19 protein-coding genes are annotated in these 17669 nt (G+C 57.9%); 3 read left to right on the top strand and 16 right to left on the bottom strand.

All coding sequences use genetic code 11. The annotated features are described in order from the left end of the window. Positions 1–116: 116 nt before the first annotated feature. The 12 genes from D5270_RS13120 to D5270_RS13065 form a co-directional block, all read right to left on the bottom strand. On the bottom strand, positions 117–2120 hold the full coding sequence (locus D5270_RS13120; protein WP_166544530.1) for a bifunctional 4-hydroxy-3-methylbut-2-enyl diphosphate reductase/30S ribosomal protein S1: 2004 nt from the start codon (positions 2118–2120) through the stop codon (positions 117–119). Continuing rightward, complete coding sequence (locus tag D5270_RS13115; protein ID WP_166544529.1) at positions 2117–2800, bottom strand: lysophospholipid acyltransferase family protein; 684 nt, start codon at positions 2798–2800, stop codon at positions 2117–2119. Before D5270_RS13115 ends, D5270_RS13120 begins: the two co-directional genes overlap by 4 nt. Continuing rightward, a complete protein-coding gene (cmk, locus tag D5270_RS13110) occupies positions 2801–3481 on the bottom strand; it encodes a (d)CMP kinase (protein WP_166544528.1) in 681 nt (226 codons plus the stop codon). 23 nt (positions 3482–3504) lie between these two features. Then, complete coding sequence (locus D5270_RS13105; RefSeq protein ID WP_166544527.1) at positions 3505–4065, bottom strand: GNAT family N-acetyltransferase; 561 nt, start codon at positions 4063–4065, stop codon at positions 3505–3507. Further along, positions 4062–4472 (bottom strand): hypothetical protein, encoded by a 411-nt coding sequence (locus D5270_RS13100; protein ID WP_166544526.1) that lies wholly within the window; start codon positions 4470–4472, stop codon positions 4062–4064. Before D5270_RS13100 ends, D5270_RS13105 begins: the two co-directional genes overlap by 4 nt. Next, on the bottom strand, positions 4465–5688 hold the full coding sequence (locus tag D5270_RS13095; RefSeq protein WP_330587533.1) for an NAD(P)/FAD-dependent oxidoreductase: 1224 nt from the start codon (positions 5686–5688) through the stop codon (positions 4465–4467). Before D5270_RS13095 ends, D5270_RS13100 begins: the two co-directional genes overlap by 8 nt. Positions 5689–5699: 11 nt before the next feature. Beyond that, positions 5700–6572 carry a MurR/RpiR family transcriptional regulator gene (locus tag D5270_RS13090; RefSeq protein ID WP_166544525.1) on the bottom strand — a complete coding sequence of 291 codons (873 nt, stop codon included), beginning with the start codon at positions 6570–6572 and terminating at the stop codon, positions 5700–5702. A 301-nt stretch (positions 6573–6873) separates the two neighbouring features. Further along, positions 6874–7416 carry a hypothetical protein gene (locus tag D5270_RS13085; RefSeq protein WP_166544524.1) on the bottom strand — a complete coding sequence of 181 codons (543 nt, stop codon included), beginning with the start codon at positions 7414–7416 and terminating at the stop codon, positions 6874–6876. A 15-nt stretch (positions 7417–7431) separates the two neighbouring features. Further along, complete coding sequence (locus tag D5270_RS13080; RefSeq protein ID WP_166544523.1) at positions 7432–8064, bottom strand: J domain-containing protein; 633 nt, start codon at positions 8062–8064, stop codon at positions 7432–7434. Positions 8065–8146: 82 nt separating this feature from the next. Then, a complete protein-coding gene (locus D5270_RS13075) occupies positions 8147–9049 on the bottom strand; it encodes a DUF5685 family protein (RefSeq protein WP_166544522.1) in 903 nt (300 codons plus the stop codon). A gap of 103 nt (positions 9050–9152) precedes the next feature. Beyond that, on the bottom strand, positions 9153–10043 hold the full coding sequence (locus tag D5270_RS13070; RefSeq protein ID WP_166544521.1) for a diacylglycerol/lipid kinase family protein: 891 nt from the start codon (positions 10041–10043) through the stop codon (positions 9153–9155). A gap of 24 nt (positions 10044–10067) precedes the next feature. Next, positions 10068–10505 carry an NUDIX hydrolase gene (locus D5270_RS13065; protein WP_166544520.1) on the bottom strand — a complete coding sequence of 146 codons (438 nt, stop codon included), beginning with the start codon at positions 10503–10505 and terminating at the stop codon, positions 10068–10070. 199 nt (positions 10506–10704) lie between these two features. Here D5270_RS13065 and D5270_RS13060 point away from each other — a divergent pair, with 199 nt between their 5' ends. The 3 genes from D5270_RS13060 to D5270_RS13050 all read left to right on the top strand — a co-directional run bounded on the left by D5270_RS13060 (position 10705) and on the right by D5270_RS13050 (position 13028). Then, positions 10705–11052, top strand: coding sequence for a cupin domain-containing protein (locus D5270_RS13060; protein ID WP_243150364.1), 348 nt, complete (start codon positions 10705–10707; stop codon positions 11050–11052). A gap of 441 nt (positions 11053–11493) precedes the next feature. After that, positions 11494–12201, top strand: coding sequence for a DUF6062 family protein (locus D5270_RS13055; RefSeq protein WP_166544519.1), 708 nt, complete (start codon positions 11494–11496; stop codon positions 12199–12201). Continuing rightward, positions 12198–13028, top strand: coding sequence for a DNA-3-methyladenine glycosylase family protein (locus D5270_RS13050; RefSeq protein ID WP_166544518.1), 831 nt, complete (start codon positions 12198–12200; stop codon positions 13026–13028). Before D5270_RS13055 ends, D5270_RS13050 begins: the two co-directional genes overlap by 4 nt. Before the next feature lie 79 nt (positions 13029–13107). Here the strand turns inward: D5270_RS13050 and D5270_RS13045 are convergent, their stop codons facing one another. The 4 genes from D5270_RS13045 to D5270_RS13030 form a co-directional block, all read right to left on the bottom strand. Then, on the bottom strand, positions 13108–15294 hold the full coding sequence (locus D5270_RS13045; RefSeq protein ID WP_166544517.1) for a polyribonucleotide nucleotidyltransferase: 2187 nt from the start codon (positions 15292–15294) through the stop codon (positions 13108–13110). Between the two features lie 213 nt (positions 15295–15507). After that, complete coding sequence (gene rpsO / locus D5270_RS13040; RefSeq protein WP_161474451.1) at positions 15508–15771, bottom strand: 30S ribosomal protein S15; 264 nt, start codon at positions 15769–15771, stop codon at positions 15508–15510. A gap of 95 nt (positions 15772–15866) precedes the next feature. Further along, positions 15867–17162 carry an alanine/glycine:cation symporter family protein gene (locus D5270_RS13035; protein ID WP_166544516.1) on the bottom strand — a complete coding sequence of 432 codons (1296 nt, stop codon included), beginning with the start codon at positions 17160–17162 and terminating at the stop codon, positions 15867–15869. Beyond that, on the bottom strand, positions 17159–17656 hold the full coding sequence (locus D5270_RS13030) for an N-acetylmuramoyl-L-alanine amidase (RefSeq protein ID WP_166544515.1): 498 nt from the start codon (positions 17654–17656) through the stop codon (positions 17159–17161). Before D5270_RS13030 ends, D5270_RS13035 begins: the two co-directional genes overlap by 4 nt. Positions 17657–17669: the final 13 nt, after the last annotated feature.

Below are 17669 nucleotides of genomic sequence, written 5' to 3'. Positions count from 1 at the left end.
TATATTACCTAAATTTCAGGGCCGGGCCGTAAACTTTATAGTAACTGGGCCGAAGCCCTATATTACGCACAAAACAGGGCAGCTTTAACTACCCTGTTATTTGCTCATGCGCTAGATTACTCCTCAGTGGGCTCCTCAGCCACGGCAGCGTCCTCTGTGCTGAAAACTACCGCCTCGGCGGGAGCGTTCTCAGCTGCGGCGTCAGCCTCCGCCTGCTCGTCCTCCAGCACCGCGCGGATGGAGAGGGACACCCTATGGCGCTCCAAATCCACGTCGGTGATTTTCACCTTCACCGTATCGCCCACCTTTAAGACGTCCTGGGGCTTGTCAATGCGGTGGTCGGCTATCTGTGAAATATGGATAAGGCCGTCGATACCGGGTATCACGCTGGCAAAAGCGCCGAATTCGGTCATGCCGACAACCTTCGCCTCGCAGACGGTGCCCGTGGGGAACTCCCGCTCCAGCTTCACCCATGGGTTGTCCTCGGCGCGCTTATAGCCAAGGGAAATCTTGCCGTTCTCGCGGTCGAGGCCCTTTACGTACACTGTTACGGTGTCGCCTACATTCACGACCTCGCTGGGGTGCTTGACCCTGTTCCAGCTGAGCTCGGAGATATGGACCATGCCGTCTACGCCACCCAGGTCCACAAAGGCCCCAAAGCTTGTGAGGGACTTCACCTTGCCGGTGAACTCCTGGCCCTCCTCCACCTGCTCCCAGAACTTCTGCTGGGCAGCCCTGCGCTCCTCACGGAGAACGCTGCGGATGGAGCCCACGGCCCTGCGGCGCTTGCGGTCCACCTCGATGACCCTGAACCTTACTTCCTGGCCCTGCATTTCATTAAGGTCGTCGCCCCGGTTTACGGTAGCCTGGGAGGCAGGCACAAACACCCTCATGCTCTCCCAGAGGACGATAACGCCGCCCTTTACCACCTCGATGACCTTGCCGTCCAGAATCTCGCTGTTGTCGAGGGCTGTCTGGATAATATCCCAGCCCTTCATGGCGTCTACGCGGCGCTTGGAGAGCATGATGGTGCCCTCCTGGTCGTTGGTCTTCATAATGAGCAGCTCCAGCTCGTCGCCCATCTTCACGATGTCCTCAGGCTTTGCCGCCGGGTCATTGGAGAGCTCTGCCACGGGGATAAAGCCCGCCTGCTTGCGCCCTACGTCCACATAGACCTCTGTGGGGGAGATGCCCACAACTACGCCATGTACCTTCTCATCTGTATTCATGCTTTTGAGGGATTCCTCAAGCATCTCCTCAAAATTCTGTTCCGTACTGTTGACTTCAGCCATGGTAACTAGTACCTCCTTTATTATGCTTGCCGGGGTCGAGGCCCCGGCGGTTATGCCAACGCTCAGGCCGGCGGAAAAGGTGGGCAGTTCGCTCGCCTTCTCGATGAGATACGTTCTACACTGCCCCGCGCATATATCGCGGAGCTTGGCCGTATTCGAGCTGTCCCTGCCTCCCACGACCACCATGCAGTCGCAGCTTTTGGCAAGGTCCAGCGCCTCTTTCTGCCGTTTCGCTGTTGCATTACATATTGTATCAAAAACCGAGGCATTTGTACATACCTTTTTGAGAGTTTCCAAACATTTTTCCCATTCACCCATATGGAAGGTGGTCTGGGCCGCCGCCGCAATGGGGGTATTTGTGAGCTCTGTATGGCTCTTTAGCAGATTTTGCAGTTCTTTATGGTCCCTGCACACAAAATATGGGCCCTTGCAGTGGCTTAGAGTCCCCTTTACCTCGGGATGGCCCGGGTCCCCGAAGAGGATAAACGTCCTGTTTTCCTTAGAGGAACACCCGGCCAAGTGGTGGATTTTTTTAACAAACGGGCAGGTAGCGTCCAAAAATTCCAGCCCCAACCGGCCTATTTCCTCCTCGGTCTCAGCGGTCACTCCGTGGGAGCGCAGCACCAGCACGTGGCCCTCCGGCGTGTCCTTCGGGGAGTCCACTACCCTTACCCCCCTGGACTCCAGCTCCTCCACAAGCTGTGGGTTATGGAGCAGCGCCCCCAAAGTCGCCGCCTTCCTCCCCTCTTTCAGGAGGCCGTACACCATATCCACCGCCCGCTTTGCCCCGAAGCAAAAGCCGGCGGTCTTGGCAACTTTTATTTTCACCGGGCCGCCTCCCTGTCTTCACCTGCCTGGGAGGGCAGCCCCAGCTCCTTTAGGGTCTCCTCCCTCAGTCCCGCTATCTCCTTCATAATAGTCCTGCTGGCCCGCCTCAGCTCAAGGCTGGAGTCGTCTTTTATATTAAGGTCCTTTGCAGGTATGGGCTTGCCAATATTTATAATATGCCGCTTGAACATCTTCGGCAGCCCGCCGTCCCCGGTGGTGATACACACCGGCACTACCGGGGCCTTGGTGCGGTAGGCCAGCAGCGCGGCGCCGGTCTTTGGCCTTTGCAGCAGGCCGTCCTTTGACCGTGTGCCCTCGATAAATATGCCCACCATGCCGTTTTCGTCAAGAAGCTTATAGGCGTTCTCAAGAGCGTCCGTGCCGCCGCTGCCCCTTATCACCGGGAACGCCCCCAGCAGCCTCAGAAGCCCCCCCAGGAACTTCCCCCGGAAGAGCTCCTCCTTGGCCATATACAGCACCTGACGCCACTGGGCCACCCCCAGCATAACCGGGTCCCGCTTTGCCATATGGTTGCTGCACAGGAGCACCGGCCCGGCCTTCGGTATATTCTCCCTGCCCCGGACGCTTATCCTGAATACCGGATAGTAGAACAGTGCCAGCAGCGACTGGCCTATAAGGTACAGTAAATCCTTCCGTCTTGCCCCGCGCTTTTCTGCCATTTACTCGCTACCCCCCGCCTTATTCTCCATGCGCCCCCGGGCCATGGAGGTGAGCTCCTGCACCACCTGCCGGAAGCTAAGGCCAGTGGTGTCAAGTATCACGCCGTCCTCAGGGCGCAAATCCAGCTGGGCCGAGTCCTGCCTATCCCTCTGGACTACCTCCCTGAGCACCTCCCGGAAGTCCGCCTGCTCCCCTGCCTCCTCAAGCTGCAGCGTGCGCCTTCTGGCCCGCTCCTCAGCCGAGGCCGTGAGGAACACCTTTAGCTGGGCCCCGGGCAATATGACCGTGCCGATATCCCTGCCGTCCATTACCACGTTGTGCTTTTTGGCCAGCTCCCGCTGGACCTCCACAAGAAAAGCCCTGACCTCCGGGATATGGGCCACCCATTTGGAGGTCGCCATAGATACCTTCTGGGTGCGTATCTCCCCGGACACGTCGCGCCCTCCCAAAAGGGTACGCTGCCCGGACTCCCCGTATTCCAGGGAGACCTCCACCCCCGGCAGGGCCTTAGTCACCGCCGCCGGGTCCTCAATATCCACGCCGTTTTCCAGCATGTACAGGGCTATGGTCCTGTATATGGCCCCGGTGTCCACATAGGTAAAGCCCAGCTCCTTTGCCGCGGCCTTTGCCACACTGGATTTCCCCGCCCCTGCCGGGCCGTCTATCGCTATAGCAAACATAGTTCCTCTCTCCCTTGCTTCATTTATCCCTTCAGCTGCCGGTATTCCTGCTTCAGCAGCCTGTACTCAAGCCTTGTCTTCATCCTGTCCTGGTGCCATTGCCAGTCCACGTGCTCGGCCTCTTTTATAAGCCCGCATTTCTGCATTATCCGCTCCGAGCCCCTGTTCTCCTGAAGGCACCCGGTAGTGACCCTGTACACGCCGTCCTCCTCAAAGGCGAAGCGCAGGACCTCCCCAAAGGCCTCGGTGCCGTACCCCTGCCCCCAGAACTCCGGGAAGTAGAAGTACCCGGCGTGGACAAGCTTGCCCACCGGTGTGCGTTCCCCAACGGTATAGCCCACAGAGCCCAGCTGCCTGCCGCTTTCCTTCAGCTCCACCCGGAAAAAATAGAACTTCCTGTCAGGCTTCAAAGCGTCCTCAAGAATGCCCGCGAACTCCCTGTCGGATTCCTCCCGGCTGTGTACCATGATATCCCACTGGTACTTGAGCATCGCCCCCTCGTCGGACTTGAGCTGATAATATTCTTCCTCGTCACAGGGCATATAGTCACGGATAACCAGCCTGGGCGTTTCAAGCCTAATCATAGCTTCCCCTCCTTCTCCCTTATGAAGCCGTCTATCAAGGCGATATCCCTCAGGTCTTTCTCCCGGCCCAAAGCCTCCTTCTGCTTCCTTATGCTCAGAAGGCTTGCCGACCGCAGCCCCTCTATCTCAACGACCTCCTCGGTCTCCCAGTCCTCCAAGACCTCCACATACTCGTTTATAGAGAAAATCCTGGTATTGTCCAGCCCGTCCCGGCGGAAGGGGTACCCCTCTGCCTCAAGCCGGTCTGCAAGCTCCTTTGTGCAAACAAGGTCCACGTCGCGGGTGTTCTCCCTTACTCCGAACAGCACCAGTGCCGCCCCTGAGGTCAGCCAGCATTCCGGCCCCATAAACTCTATCCCCCGGGCAATGCTCAGCACATCCTCCCGGCCCAAAAGCCCCTTATCCATTTGCTCCCTCCGGTTTTCCCATGCTCACCCCTGCAAGCCTTCCGGTGGCAAAGGCTATCTGTAAATTGTACCCCCCTGTAGGCGCGTCCACGTCCAGCATTTCCCCGGCAAAGTACAGCCCCTCTATAAGCTTCGAGCCCATGGTCCTGGGGTCAACCTCCTTAAGGCTCACGCCCCCGGCGGTAACTATCGCTTCCGCAATGGGCCTGAAGCCCTCTATCTCTACCGTGAAGTCCTTTAGTATCCCAAGCAGGCTCCTTCGCTGCTCCCTGGTTATAGAGTTGCACCTTGTCTCCCCGGGCACGCCCGAGCGCTCAACCGCCACAGGTATCAGCTTCTGGGGCAGGAGCCTGTCAAGGGAATTTATCAGCTGCCGGTTCCTGTTCTCCTCCAGGTCCCTCAGGAGCCTTGCGTCCAGCTGCCCCTCGTCCAGGGCGGGCTTTAAGTCTATATGCACCGTATAGGCCCCGGGCTCCATAGGGCGCATAAACGCGGAGGCGCTCAAAATAGTGGGCCCTGAAAGCCCGAAGTGCGTAAAGAGCAGCTCCCCGAAGTCCTCATATACCGGCTTCCTTTTCCCAGCAGCATTGACCCTGACCCCTACGTTTCGCAGGGACAGGCCCATAAGCCTTTGGCAAAGCTCTCCCGCCTCAACAAGCGGCACCAGGGACGGCCCTATGGGGGCTATGGTATGCCCAAGCCTCTCACAGAGCCTGTAGCCCGACCCGTCCGAGCCGGTTGCCGGATATGAGGCCCCGCCGCAGGCCAGCAGCACATTTCTCCCCTTATAATATCCTTTATTCGTCCTTACCCCGGTAATATGCCCATTCTCCGCAAGCACCTCGGTTACCGTCTCCCGGCGAAGCTCCGCGCCCCCTGCAAAGCGCGCAAGGGCCCCGGCTATATCAGCCGCCCTGTCCGATTGGGGAAAGACCCTGCGTCCCCGCTCAGTTTTCAGCGGAACGCCAAGGCCCTCGAAAAAGGCCATAGTATCCCCGGGGGTGAAGCCCGAAAGCGCGCTGTAGAGGAACCTGCCTCCCCTGGCGGCGGAGATGACCTCCTCCGGCGGGCAGTTGTTCGTCACATTGCAGCGCCCCTTGCCTGTAATCCTCAGCTTGCGCCCGGGCAGCTCATTTTTGTCAAGCACCAGGGTGTCAAGCCCCCGCCCGGCGCAGTGGCCCGCAGCCATAAGCCCCGCAGCCCCGGCCCCGACTATAATAACGTCTCTCAGCTGTTCCTCTCCTCCACCTTCTCATATACTCCGTACTCGTCCCAAATGCCCTCTATCCTCTCCAGCACATTTATGACCTCCTTCTTCCTCCGGATAGCCGCCGTGACAATCAGGGCGTTTATCACGCTGAGCGGCCCCACCAGGGAGTCCACAAAGGACACCATATCGCTCCTTGCCAGCAGCACATGTGAGGCGCTCTGTGCCAGGGGGGAGGCGGTGCTGTCGGTTATGGCTATAGCCGTCATGCCCTGCCTTGAGGCATACTGCAAAGCCCTTGCAGCCTTCTTGGAGTACCGGGGGAAGCTGATGGCGATTATCGCGTCCTCCCTGTCCACATGGACCATCTGCTGAAGTATCTGCGCCTCGCTTGTAGCCTCTATGAGCTGCACGCTGTCGAAAACCAGCTGCATATAGTGGGCCAGGAAGGTCGCCAGGGCCAGGGAGCTCCCCGCCCCCAAGACAAAGACCCTCCTGGCGTTCACCAGGGCGTCCACCGCCCTATAGAACTCCTCCCTGTCCACGCCCTCCCTTGTGCGGCGCAGTATGTCTATATCCTGCCCCAGCACGGCGTCCAGGAGCTTATCCGGCGGTATGTTCCTGGAGGTCATCTCCAGGCGCTGGAAGCTGGTCATTTTGTTGCGTATCATCTCCTGCACGGCCTGCTGCATCGCCGGATACCCGGAGTAGCCTATCTCCGTGGCGAAGCGCACCACCGTGGACTCGCTGACCCCCACCGTGGAGCCCAGGCGGGAGGCTGTCATAAAGGCAACTTCTTCGGGGTGCTCCTGCAAATATCTGGCGATGGCCCGCTGGCTCTTTGAGAAGCCCCGGCGGTTCTCCTGTATCTTTTCGGAAAGCTGATCGTTCATAGGTCGCTTTATTCCTCCAAAAAAACGTATTTAACATGATTTTACGTCCTTTTCAGGCAAAAATCAAGTCCTATTCAAATAAATTCTCTCCGGCTAAAGCACAAAAACCGGGCAGTCCCCTTTTTGGGATAACTGCCCGATAAACTGAAAGCTGCATTTTTCACCAGCGCAGCTCGCATTTTCCCCTTGCGCCCTTAAACTCCCAGCGTAAAAAGTACCGGTTTCCGGCCTCCAATTCTATCCTGCCCGCTGACGGCTGCCGGTCCGGCTTCATTATCCAACCCTCCACGGCATATAACCGTCAGTTTTTAAAATATCCCGCCAGCTTCCCGTGGAGCCTCCTGAAGTACTCCCTTATCAGCCCCTGCAGGGTTTTATCATAGAGCACGAACACCAGGTTTGCCAATACAGCCAGCGCTATAAGGCCCCAGGGCATTGGCAAAAACGGTATGTCCTCCCAGGGTATCCCCAGCACATAGACCGTGAGGGCCGCCTCAAGGGCTGCGGCTGTATTAAACACCCCCAGCTTTGCCAGCCAGCAGAGCACAGGGCTCTTTATCTTGCTCAGCCACGCGAACAGCACCGGGTAATACCCGAAGAACAGCAGGTATATCAGCACCGCCTCCCTGTCGGGGGCTATGAACATACATAATGTGGCCGTGGCCCCATAGGAGCCCAGGGCCCAGCCTGCGCCGGCCTCGGCTACAATGGGTATCAGCAGGCACCCGGCTATGGCCGGTATGGCGATGGAGGCCACCTGCACCAGCCCCTCAAACATCATCAGCACCACCGAGAGGGCCGATACCACCCCGCATACGGCGATTTTAGCTGTATTGCCTCTCATATCTCCCGGCCCCTCTTAGCAGCAGGGTATCAGGTCGCCGCCCATGCACTCACAGCAGCAGTCCGCCATCAGGAGCCCCGAGCACATGTCGCAGGTGTTGCACTCGCCGCCGGTGCTCCTGCCCGGGTTATAGCCGCCGTACATGCCGCCCCTTTGGTTCATGGCCTGGTTTAAAGCCGCGCTGTACTCCGGGTTCCCCGGGTCCATCTGGCAGGCCCTGGAGAAGTGGTCCTTCGCCTCCTCCAGCCAGCCCCGGCGGTACAGCACGGAGCCCTTGAGGAAATACCACTCGGCGTTCCGCCTGTCAGCCGGGACGCCGTTTAGTATCTGCTCGGCGTCCGCGAAGCGCCCGGACATAATAAGGCTGCGCACGTCGCCAAAGCCCGAGGGTCCGTAGGCTCCCGCGCCGGTGTTATAGCCTGAGCCGTAGCCCGCGCTGTATCCGCCCTTACTGCCGCTGCGCCGCTGGGCCGTTATAGTGTCATAGGCCTCGTTTATCTCCTTCATCTTCTCGTCGGCAAGCTCCTTCAAGGGGCTCTCGGCGTACTGGTCAGGATGGTATTTCTTGGCAAGCTTGCGGTATGCGTCCTTAATCTCCTCGTCTGTGGCGGTGCGGGATACCCCCAGCGCCTTGTACGGATCACTCATTGATTAAACCCTTCCCTTTATTGTTTTGAGTATGTTTATGGCCTTTTGTCCCTGCCGCCCTTTCTAAAGGCGGATAAAGCTTTTACTTTAGCTCGCGTTTGGGCTTCTCCCTTATGTGCAGGAACAGGATTTCCCGCTGGACCTCCGCCAGGCCCTTTTGGGCCACATTCTCGATAATGGGGCCGAACTGCCCCAGCTCGATTAGGTTTGCCGCCAGCACCAGCCTTGCCGCCGTTGCGTTCAGTGCTTCGTTGCAGGCCTCGTCCGCGGCCCTGCGCTCCTCCTGGGTGAGCTCCTTCTTTCCCTCAAGGCCCAGGCGCTTTATGAACGGGTTAAAGCTCCCCGAGCGCATATCCTCCGCCAGGTCGTCCGCCGCATCCATCAGGTACACCCACCTGCCAAGGAAGTACCCAAAGCTCTCCAGCGCCGGGCGCTGCTTGCTATCGCAGCCTGCCAGCTCCCCGAAAAGCTCCCCAAGAAGATTCGCCGTGGGCTCCGCACAGCGGTCTACCCCCGCGCCCTCCTCCTCGGCCTGCCGCTGGCTCTCCATGGCCTTCTCCACTATGCCTGCCATGCCGGGATACTGCCTTGCCGCCCTCCCGGCCTTTGGTGAGACTACCGGCAGCAGCAGCCTGCTTCCAAGGGAGGCGAAAAAGCCCTCGTCCTCACAGTCGTCCCGGAGCTTATGATACGTCAGCAGCACACAGAGGGCTGCCGCCTTTTTATATGCCTCCCCGGGGCTTGGGAGATATGTGCAGGCCTTTAAGGGATTGCACACACAGCGCCGCTTCTGCTCCTCCACCCGGCTGCCTGTCACCGACAGGGCCAGCATGGCGTAGAACGCGCAGTCATAGCTCAGGGCAAAGCGGGCCAGCACGCCGTATTCGTCCCCAAGCACCCGGCAGAGCTGGCAGTATATTGCCTTATACTGCCCGTACTCCTTTACCAGCAGCTCGGGCTTATATGGGCGCACATATCCGAACATGGCACACTCCCCTTATCTACCGCTTATTTTACCCGATTTTCCCTCTAAGGTGTTGAACATATTGTAAACAAAGCCATTCAAAATCTTTACATATTCCCGCCTATTATCTGAATAGCTTCAATGCCCCCGGTAAGACCTCGGCCCTGACGTCCGTGCCGCCGCTTACATACTCTCCGTCCAGGGACCAGGGCATGGGCTCCGCACAGGCGAAGGCGGCCCCGGCGGTGTGCACGAAGGTGATAAGCTCCTCGTCCACCTGCCCGCCCATCAGTGCCAGCAGTATGCGGTTGAGCTCGTACAGGCTCTTCGGCTTCTTTACCAGCGCCAGCTCAAAGAGGCCGTCGGCAGGGTCCACCTTTTCTGCGGACATCTTGATTATCCCCCCAAGGGAGGTGGAGTTGCTCAGGGCCCCGAAAAGGTACTCGCCCTCATACACGCCGCCCTCAGCGGTCTCAGCCCGCACCGCGTAGGATTTCAGCTGGGGCAGCTCCTTTATGCCCTCAATAATATAGGCCAAATGCCCCAATGAATTCTTCAGGTTCTGAGTGGTGGCATAGGAGGTCTGGGTGAAGGCCCCGAAGGAGGCCACATATATAAAGTGCCTCTCCCCAAAGCGCCCTGCGTCTATGGGCCTGGCCTCACCGTCCACAATAAGGTCCGCGGCCTCGGCGGGCTCCTTGGGCAGCCCCAGGAAATTTGCAAAGTCGTTTGTGCTTCCGGCGGGGATATATCCGAGCTTAATCTCCTCGCCGCTCTTCAGCAGCCTGTCCACCGTGGCACTTAAAGTGCCGTCGCCGCCGCAGCATACAAGGGTGTCGGGCCTTGACCCTATAGCCCTGTCCAGGGCTTCAGCCGCATGGGCGGAGTTGACTGTCAGCTCCATCACCACCTCGTTTTTGTTCTCCTCCCCGGCGAAGGCCCGGTAAATGCTGTGCAGCTCCCTGAGCACCACCTGCCTTCCGGCGTTGGGGTTTACCAGTATCCTGAATTTCATATACGTCCCCTTTCCCCAGTTATATCAAAACCTGTCCCTAACCCGTTCGTACAGATGGGGCGTGATATACGGATAGGTGACCTCCTCAGGAAGCGTGTCGAACTGCCTTGTCTCAGCCATCTCGCTCTCGGGCATGGGCCCCAGCTCCTCTATGTCCGCAAAGAATATAGCTCCCCACGCGCCGCTCTCAGTCTTGCCTCCTACCCTGTCCTCGGCCCAGTACATGCACATAGGCTCCAATGTGAATTTAAGGGCGCCGCTCTCCTCCCAGAGCTCCCGCTTTGCCGCGTCCTCCGGGGATTCCCCCTGCTCTATATGCCCGCCCTGGGTCTCCCAGGTGTCCCGGCCCTTATGCCTGCTCAAAAGCAGTTTGCCCTGATAGCGGGAAAAAATCACCACGTACTTATTTGATATAGACTCGTCCCAGTCAACTATTTTTGCGCAAATCGAGCCTCTCGGCATTCCGCATCGCCCCTTCTTGTATTATTATGTTAATTATAGCAGAAAGGCCGGAGATTGTAAAGCGCTGGAAATTAAGGCCCCTTTTGAAATAAGTGTTGTTGGAATATAACTTCGGCGATTTCTACAGAGGGACATTGATATGACAGATGCCTTGTGCTATAATCAGTTCGATAAATCGGGATTTGAACAGGAGAAGTATATGATACAAAAAGTAAATTTGAAAGAGAATGTAAATGCGATTGATGGTCTGTTCCTCTATAAAAGAGTAGGTACATTGAATAACCATATGTTAAATGTGTTGCAAGCGGAACATAGAACTTTAGATTTTCATATACACAAAAATTCTGATGAACTTTTCTACTGTATTGAGGGAGAATTTGATATTGAGTTTGAGGACGGATTAACACATTTATGTGAGGGAGATTTTATAATAATTCCTAAAGGAACAAAACATCGTCCAATATGTAACGAATTGGTCAAATGCCTGTTGATTGAAGTTGAGGGAACTCTCAATCAAGAAAATACGGGTGGAACATACACAGAGTAGGCAGATATAGTAGCGGCAACTTAAAATTGCAGTTTACTATAACTTCCAGTTTATCGGGTAGTCATCCATTAGTGGATGACTACCCACTTTGAATATCTTGACGAATGGTTTAGCAAATCCGCGTTCGGCAACACCAATCTGAAAAGGGAGAAATTAAGTCCGGAAGCCGGCCCCAAGCTGCCCCATAATGTTTTATGTCGGTAGCGGAATGTTGAAAACTCGGTGGAAAGTGTTGATAACCCCTTATTTTACTGGCCTTTCTCAAGTTGAAAAGTGTTTTGTGTCCAGAATATTATGTAAATATGATGAATATATTTCCGTGATATGAACGCTTCGCCTTCAATCTTCGACCCTTTCAGGCCCTTTGAAAGTTTCTCTTTATTTTTTCGTCCAGCTATGCTAAAATATATTTATTATGTGAATTGTCAGGAGGCTGGCCCCATGAGAGAGGACATCTGCTCAATACCCGTAAACGAAGTATTTGAACCCAAAGACGGCTGCCCCTTCTGCCGTATGCGCGATATGCTGGAGGACCGCATGGCGACCTATATCACAGGCGCCGCCATGATGGAGCCCGACGTGCGCATAGAGACGAACCGCCTTGGCTTCTGCTCTGAGCATTTCAACCAGATACTCGCCCGGGGCAGCAGGCTCTCGGTGGCCCTTATTCTGGAGAGCCTTTTAGCCGAGGTGAAGGACCAGGTCTTCCCTGAGGGCAAAGCCGCGCCCAAGAAGATAGCCGCGGCCGTACACAGCCGGGAGGACAACTGCTTTATCTGCACGAATATTAAAGACAGCATGAGGCACCTTTTGGAGAGCACTATAGCTCTCTGGCAGAACGAGCAGGAGTTCAGGGATTTGTACTCCGCCCAGCAGTTCATCTGCCTGCCCCACTACGGGATGGCTGTGGAGGCCGCGGCTAAAATGCCTAAGAAAAATTTCGCGCTCTTTGAAGCAGAGACCACCCGCCTTGCAAAGGCCTATCTTGAGGCGCTCAGCGGCGATGTGACCCACTTCTGCCGCATGTTCGACTACCGCAACGCCGGTGGGGACTGGGGCAGCTCCAAGGACTCCATCGAGCGCGCCATGACCTGGCTCACCTCCCGCGCGCCCACGGCCCGGCAGGACTCCGGGGAGAAAAACCGTTGAGCGGGCCGGTGTTTGCGGCAAAGCTGCCGCCCCTCTTTGACCTTTCCCAGACCCTCGACTGCGGCCAGGCCTTCCGGTGGAAGCAGTCGGAGGAGGACCCGGGCATATGGTACGGCGCGGCCTACGGCAGGGTATTATACCTTCGGGCCGCTGAAGACAGCCTTGAGCTAAGCTGCTCTCCCGAGGACTTGGCGTCCGTCTGGCAGGACTACTTTGATTTGGATGAAGATTACGCCCGTATCAGGCAGGAGCTCTCCGGCCTGAGCCCGGTGCTCAAGGAGGCCGCCGCCTTTGCCCCCGGAATACGTATTCTCCGCCAGGAGCCCTGGGAGGCCCTCTGCTCCTTTATTATGTCCCAGAACAATAATATCAGCCGCATTAAGGGGCTGGTCGGCAACTTCTGCCGTATGTTTGGGGAGCCCATCGCCGGCACCGGCATATACTCCTTCCCAACGCCCCAGGCGGTCGCCTCCCTTTCAGAAGAGGACCTGGCCCCCCTGCGCTCCGGCTACCGCGCACCCTACATACTGGACGCCGCCAGGAAGGTCGCTAGCGGTGAAATTGACCTTCGCCGCGTCATGGACGAGCCCCCGGGCTTCGGGCGGGAGGAGCTGCGTAAAATCAAAGGGGTCGGCCCCAAGGTAGCCGAGTGCGCCCTGCTCTACGGCTTTCACAAAACCGAGTGCTTCCCCCTCGACGTCTGGATGAAGCGGGCTATGGCCCGGCTGCTCCCCGGCATGACCCCTGAGGACTTTGGCCCTAACGCGGGCCTTGCCCAGCAGTATATCTTTCACTACAGCCGGATGCACCCGGAGCTTTTTGAGTAAAAGAAATAACCTCCAGGTTGCATTGGAGGTTATTTTTTGTTATATTACGGCCTTACGGCTATTGGGCCAGTCTTTCCCCTTACCGCCTGTCGTGGTCCCTGCGCGGGGGCCTGCGGTCATGGTCCCTTCTGGGGGGCCGGTCCGCGCTGATATCATTCTCCGGCACAGCGCCGTCCAGGTCAATAAGCGCGTCCCTCCTTGAGAGGTTCAGGCGGCCCTTATCGTCAATTTCCAGCACCTTCACCTTTACTACGTCACCCACGTTCACCACGTCCGTGACCTTCTCCGTGCGCCGGATATCCAGCCTTGATATATGCACCAGGCCTTCCTTGCCCGGGGCAATCTCCACAAAGGCGCCGAAGTCCATCAGCCTTGTCACCCTGCCGTTATAATAGCTGCCCGGCTCCGGGTCGTTGACGATGGTATCCACAATGTCCATAGCCCTGCGGCACTTCTCAATGTCAATGCCGGTAATGAACACGTGGCCGTCCTCCTCCACGTCCATGGTAATCTCGCACTCGGCGCAGATTTTCTGTATGACCTTGCCGCCCGTGCCGATAACCTCGCGTATCTTGTCCACAGGTATCTGCATAGAGAGCATCTTCGGCGCATAGGGCGACAGCTCGGGCCGCACCTCGGGTATGGCCTTGAGCATGATTTCGTCTATAATATAGTTGCGGGCCTTATGGGTCTTCTCCAGGGCCTCCTTCACCATCTCGGGCAGCAGGCCGGATATCTTCAGGTCCATCTGTATGGCGGTGATACCCTTCTTGGTGCCGCCCACCTTAAAGTCCATATCCCCGAAGAAGTCCTCAACGCCCTGGATATCCACCATGGTCATCCAGCGCTCTCCCTCGGTAATAAGCCCGCAGGAGATTCCCGCCACAGGGGCCTTGATGGGCACGCCGGCGTCCATCAGCGCCAGGGTTGAGCCGCAGATAGAGGCCTGTGAGGTCGAGCCGTTGGAGCTCAGCACCTCGGATACCAGGCGTATGGTGTAGGGGAACTCCTCCATTCCCGGCACCACCGGCACCAGTGCCCGCTCCGCCAGAGCCCCGTGGCCTATCTCACGCCTGCCCGGGCCGCGGCTGGGCCGGGTCTCTCCCACAGAATATGAGGGGAAATTGTAGTGGTGGATATACCTCTTGCTCTCCTCCTCGTCAATGCCGTCCAGCAGCTGGTTGTCCCTTATAGAGCCAAGGGTCGCCACAGTGAGCACCTGGGTCTGCCCGCGGGTGAACATGCCGGAGCCATGGGTCCTTGGAAGCAGCCCCACCTCGGCGGCCAGGGGGCGCATTTCATCCATGCCGCGCCCGTCCACACGCTTCTGCTCGTCCAGAAGCCAACGGCGCACCACATACTTCTGGGTCTTATACATACACTCGTCTATCTTCGCTTCCTGCTCCGGGTACTCCGGGTCGAAGCGCTCGTGGACCTTTTCATAGACCGGGCGCAGCCTGGCGTCCCTTACGGTCTTATCGTCAGTGTCCATGGCCTCCCGCACGTCGTCCTCGGCAAATGCCTTTATAGCCTCGAACATCTCCGGCTCCGGCTCGTTGCTGGGGTACTCGAACTTTTCCTTGCCAATCTCGGCCTGTATGCCCTTGATAAACTCGATAATATGCTGGTTTGCCTCATGCCCGGCCATAATGCCGTTATACATATCCTCGTCGGAGACCTCGTTTGCCCCTGCCTCTATCATGGCTATACGCTGGGATGTGGAGGCAACCGTCACCGCCATCTCGCTCACCTTGCGCTGCTCGGCATTGGGGTTTATAACAAACTCACCGTCTATAAGCCCCACGGACACGCCGGAAATAGGCCCGCTCCAGGGGATATCGGAAATAGTCAGGGCAATGGAGGTGCCCACCATTGCGGCAATCTCGGGGGAGCAGTCCTGGTCCACGGACATAACCGTGCACACAATAGCCACATCGTTCCTCATGTCCTTGGGGAACAGCGGGCGGATGGGCCTGTCTATCATGCGGCAGACCAGGGTGGCCTTCTCGCTGGGCCGGCCCTCCCTCTTTAAAAAGGAGCCGGGGATTTTGCCCACGGAATACAGCTTCTCCTCAAAGTCCACGGAGAGCGGGAAGAAGTCTATGCCGTCCCGGGGCTTCGCCGAGGCTGTGGCAGCCACGTGCACAACGGTGTCTCCGTAGCGCACCAGGCACTCGCCGTTTGCCAGCTGAGCCATCTTGCCGGTCTCTATCACTAAGGGGCGCCCGGCAAAGTCGGTCTCATAGCGTTTAAAATTCTCAAACATAATTTACCCTTTCCCCCTCCCGAAAGCGGGAGGGCATTTTTTCACGCCGCCGCCCTGTTTGACAAACAGGCCCTCCGGCAGTCCGGGGAGTCTGTTTGTAAAACAGGTGCTTGGCGGCACTTTTCCATCCTGAAATATGAACGAACAGCGGCGGCAAGCCCGAGAGCCTGCCGCCGCCCCCGCTCAAGTTACTATAGGACAGATGTTAGGTTCTTATTTACGGATGCCCAGCTCAGCGATAATGCTGCGGTAGCGCTCGATGTCTATCTTAATGAGATAGTTCAGAAGGCTCCTGCGCTGGCCGACCATCTTCAGCAGGCCCCTGCGGGAGTGGTGGTCCTTCTTGTTTGTGCGCAGGTGCTCGGTAAGGTCGTTAATGCGCTTTGTGAGAACGGCAATCTGCACCTCGGGGGAGCCGGTGTCGCCCTCATGGCGGGCATACTTCTGGATAATTTCGGTCTTCTCAACTTTTGTCATTTCTATCACCTTTTCTATTATATTCGCCCGTCCCGCAGCCTATGGCCGGTGGAGCCGGTATCCGGGGGATGGGTACTTTAGCTATTTTAACATACTCAGCCCGGTTTGTAAAGCCCGACTTTTTCCATATTACCCGCCCTCATAAGCCAAAACAGCGCCAGCACATTCGGCAGGGCCATCAGGCCGTTCATGGCGTCCCCGATAATAAATACCTGGGACAGGGGCATTAGGCACCCGAAAAACGCCGCAATACCCGCCGCCACAGGGTACACGGCCCCTCCCCTGCCCCGGGTCAGATACAAAAGCCCCTCCCTGCCGTAGCAGCACCAGGCGATAACCGTCGCCAGGGCAAAGAGCGCCGTACACAAGGACACCGCAGTACCGCCCAGCTCTCCTAAGGCCGAGCGGTAGGCATAGAAGGTGAGCTCCGCCCCGTCAAGGGACTCCGGCGGGCAGCTGCATAAAATACAGAGGCCTGTGACCGTGCACATAATAATGGTGTCCGCGAACACCTGGAATATCCCCATGCACCCTATCTCCTCAGGGGTATGGCCCTTCACATCCGTGTATGCAAAGGCCGAGCTGCCAAGGCCGGCCTCGTTTGTAAATACCCCTCTTGAGACCCCGGCCTTCATAGCTATAAGCATACCGGCAGTCCCGCCGGCCCCGGCCCGAAGGGTAAACGCGCCGTCAAAAATACTGGATACCGCACCGGGCAGGTTCTCCCTGTGCACCCAGAGCACAGCTATTGACGCCGCGAAAAACAGCAGGGTCATTATGGGCACGAGCTTTTCCGTAAGCCTCCCCGCCGCTTTCAGCCCGCCCCTTGCCACAAAGAACACCAGAACGCCCACGGCTGCCGCCACCCACTTTACCGGCAGGCCCAAATCCCCGCAGGCCGAGGCCAGGGCGTTTACCTGAACCATATTGCCCATGGCAAGGGAGGAGAGCGCGCAGCCCAGGGCGTATACTCCCCCCAGGGCGCCGCCTATTTTGCCCGCCCGCTCTATGTACGAAAGGGGACCGGAGGCTCTGCTGCCACCCTCCCTAAGCTTTGCCGCAAAGTAATTCTCGGCAAAGACAGTCATCATGCCCAGCACCGCCGAGGCGCACATCCAGAATACGGCCCCCGGCCCGCCCACTGTTATTGCCGCCGCCACCCCCACTATGTTCCCTGTGCCGATGGACCCGGCCAGAGCCGTGGTGATGGCCCTCAGCCTACCGCTCCCCCGCTCCTTCCCGGAGCCAAGGGCGGCTCTCAGCCAGCGGATTGGGTGGAAAAGCTGGAAGAAACAGCTCTCATATGAAAAATACATCCCGGCGGCCAAAATGAGCAGCAGTACAGGCCAGCCCCATAATATATCCCGCAGGGCCTCAAGCACACCCGTCATGGCTCTGCCTCCAGGAAATCCGCCGCCGCTGCCGCCAGCCCCGCCGATATCTGCTCCGCGCTGTTCACAAGCCAGGCCTCATCCTGGGGGTTATCGTGATAGCCAAGGTGTATCAGCAGGGCCGGGACCTTGGATTCGCTCAGCTCAGCCCTTGCCACGGCGGGCACCGCCTCCACCAGGTCCGGCTGGGGATAGACCTCCCTGATGTATTTTGTGAATATCTCCGCCGCCCTCCTGCCCGCCGGGCTGTACTCATAGTAGGACACCTGCGCGCCCTTTATCCTGGCCTCGACCTCCCGGGGGGCCGCGTGGCTGCAAATATACAGCAGCAGCCCCCAGCCTGCCTCGTCCCCCTCCTCCCGGCACTTAATGCCCCTGGCCCCCAAATCCGCCCTGAGCATATGGGCTATCCGGGCCGTCCAGTAGGCCTCGTCCCCGCCGTTGGGGTATTTATCCGGCCTCTGTGAGGAAATGATACAGACGCTCTCCCTCATACTCCTGCCTCCT

Origin of the sequence: Acutalibacter sp. 1XD8-36, assembly GCF_009917525.1 — a bacterium.
Classification (GTDB): Bacteria; Bacillota; Clostridia; order Oscillospirales; family Acutalibacteraceae; genus Acutalibacter.
This window is presented reverse-complemented; position numbering and strand designations above follow the sequence as displayed.

What these genes read in the sequence shown, in the direction of transcription:
- D5270_RS13105 (WP_166544527.1), bottom strand. Translation starts at nt 4,065, where the DNA reads ATGATTAGGCTTGAAACGCCCAGGCTGGTTATCCGTGACTATATGCCC.
- D5270_RS13035 (WP_166544516.1), bottom strand. Translation starts at nt 17,162, where the DNA reads ATGACGGGTGTGCTTGAGGCCCTGCGGGATATATTATGGGGCTGGCCT.
- D5270_RS13045 (WP_166544517.1), bottom strand. Translation starts at nt 15,294, where the DNA reads ATGTTTGAGAATTTTAAACGCTATGAGACCGACTTTGCCGGGCGCCCC.
- D5270_RS13060 (WP_243150364.1), top strand. Translation starts at nt 10,705, where the DNA reads ATGATACAAAAAGTAAATTTGAAAGAGAATGTAAATGCGATTGATGGT.
- D5270_RS13115 (WP_166544529.1), bottom strand. Translation starts at nt 2,800, where the DNA reads ATGGCAGAAAAGCGCGGGGCAAGACGGAAGGATTTACTGTACCTTATA.
- D5270_RS13065 (WP_166544520.1), bottom strand. Translation starts at nt 10,505, where the DNA reads ATGCCGAGAGGCTCGATTTGCGCAAAAATAGTTGACTGGGACGAGTCT.
- D5270_RS13085 (WP_166544524.1), bottom strand. Translation starts at nt 7,416, where the DNA reads ATGAGAGGCAATACAGCTAAAATCGCCGTATGCGGGGTGGTATCGGCC.
- D5270_RS13075 (WP_166544522.1), bottom strand. Translation starts at nt 9,049, where the DNA reads ATGTTCGGATATGTGCGCCCATATAAGCCCGAGCTGCTGGTAAAGGAG.
- D5270_RS13070 (WP_166544521.1), bottom strand. Translation starts at nt 10,043, where the DNA reads ATGAAATTCAGGATACTGGTAAACCCCAACGCCGGAAGGCAGGTGGTG.
- D5270_RS13090 (WP_166544525.1), bottom strand. Translation starts at nt 6,572, where the DNA reads ATGAACGATCAGCTTTCCGAAAAGATACAGGAGAACCGCCGGGGCTTC.
- D5270_RS13080 (WP_166544523.1), bottom strand. Translation starts at nt 8,064, where the DNA reads ATGAGTGATCCGTACAAGGCGCTGGGGGTATCCCGCACCGCCACAGAC.
- D5270_RS13030 (WP_166544515.1), bottom strand. Translation starts at nt 17,656, where the DNA reads ATGAGGGAGAGCGTCTGTATCATTTCCTCACAGAGGCCGGATAAATAC.
- rpsO (WP_161474451.1), bottom strand. Translation starts at nt 15,771, where the DNA reads ATGACAAAAGTTGAGAAGACCGAAATTATCCAGAAGTATGCCCGCCAT.
- D5270_RS13100 (WP_166544526.1), bottom strand. Translation starts at nt 4,472, where the DNA reads ATGGATAAGGGGCTTTTGGGCCGGGAGGATGTGCTGAGCATTGCCCGG.
- cmk (WP_166544528.1), bottom strand. Translation starts at nt 3,481, where the DNA reads ATGTTTGCTATAGCGATAGACGGCCCGGCAGGGGCGGGGAAATCCAGT.
- D5270_RS13055 (WP_166544519.1), top strand. Translation starts at nt 11,494, where the DNA reads ATGAGAGAGGACATCTGCTCAATACCCGTAAACGAAGTATTTGAACCC.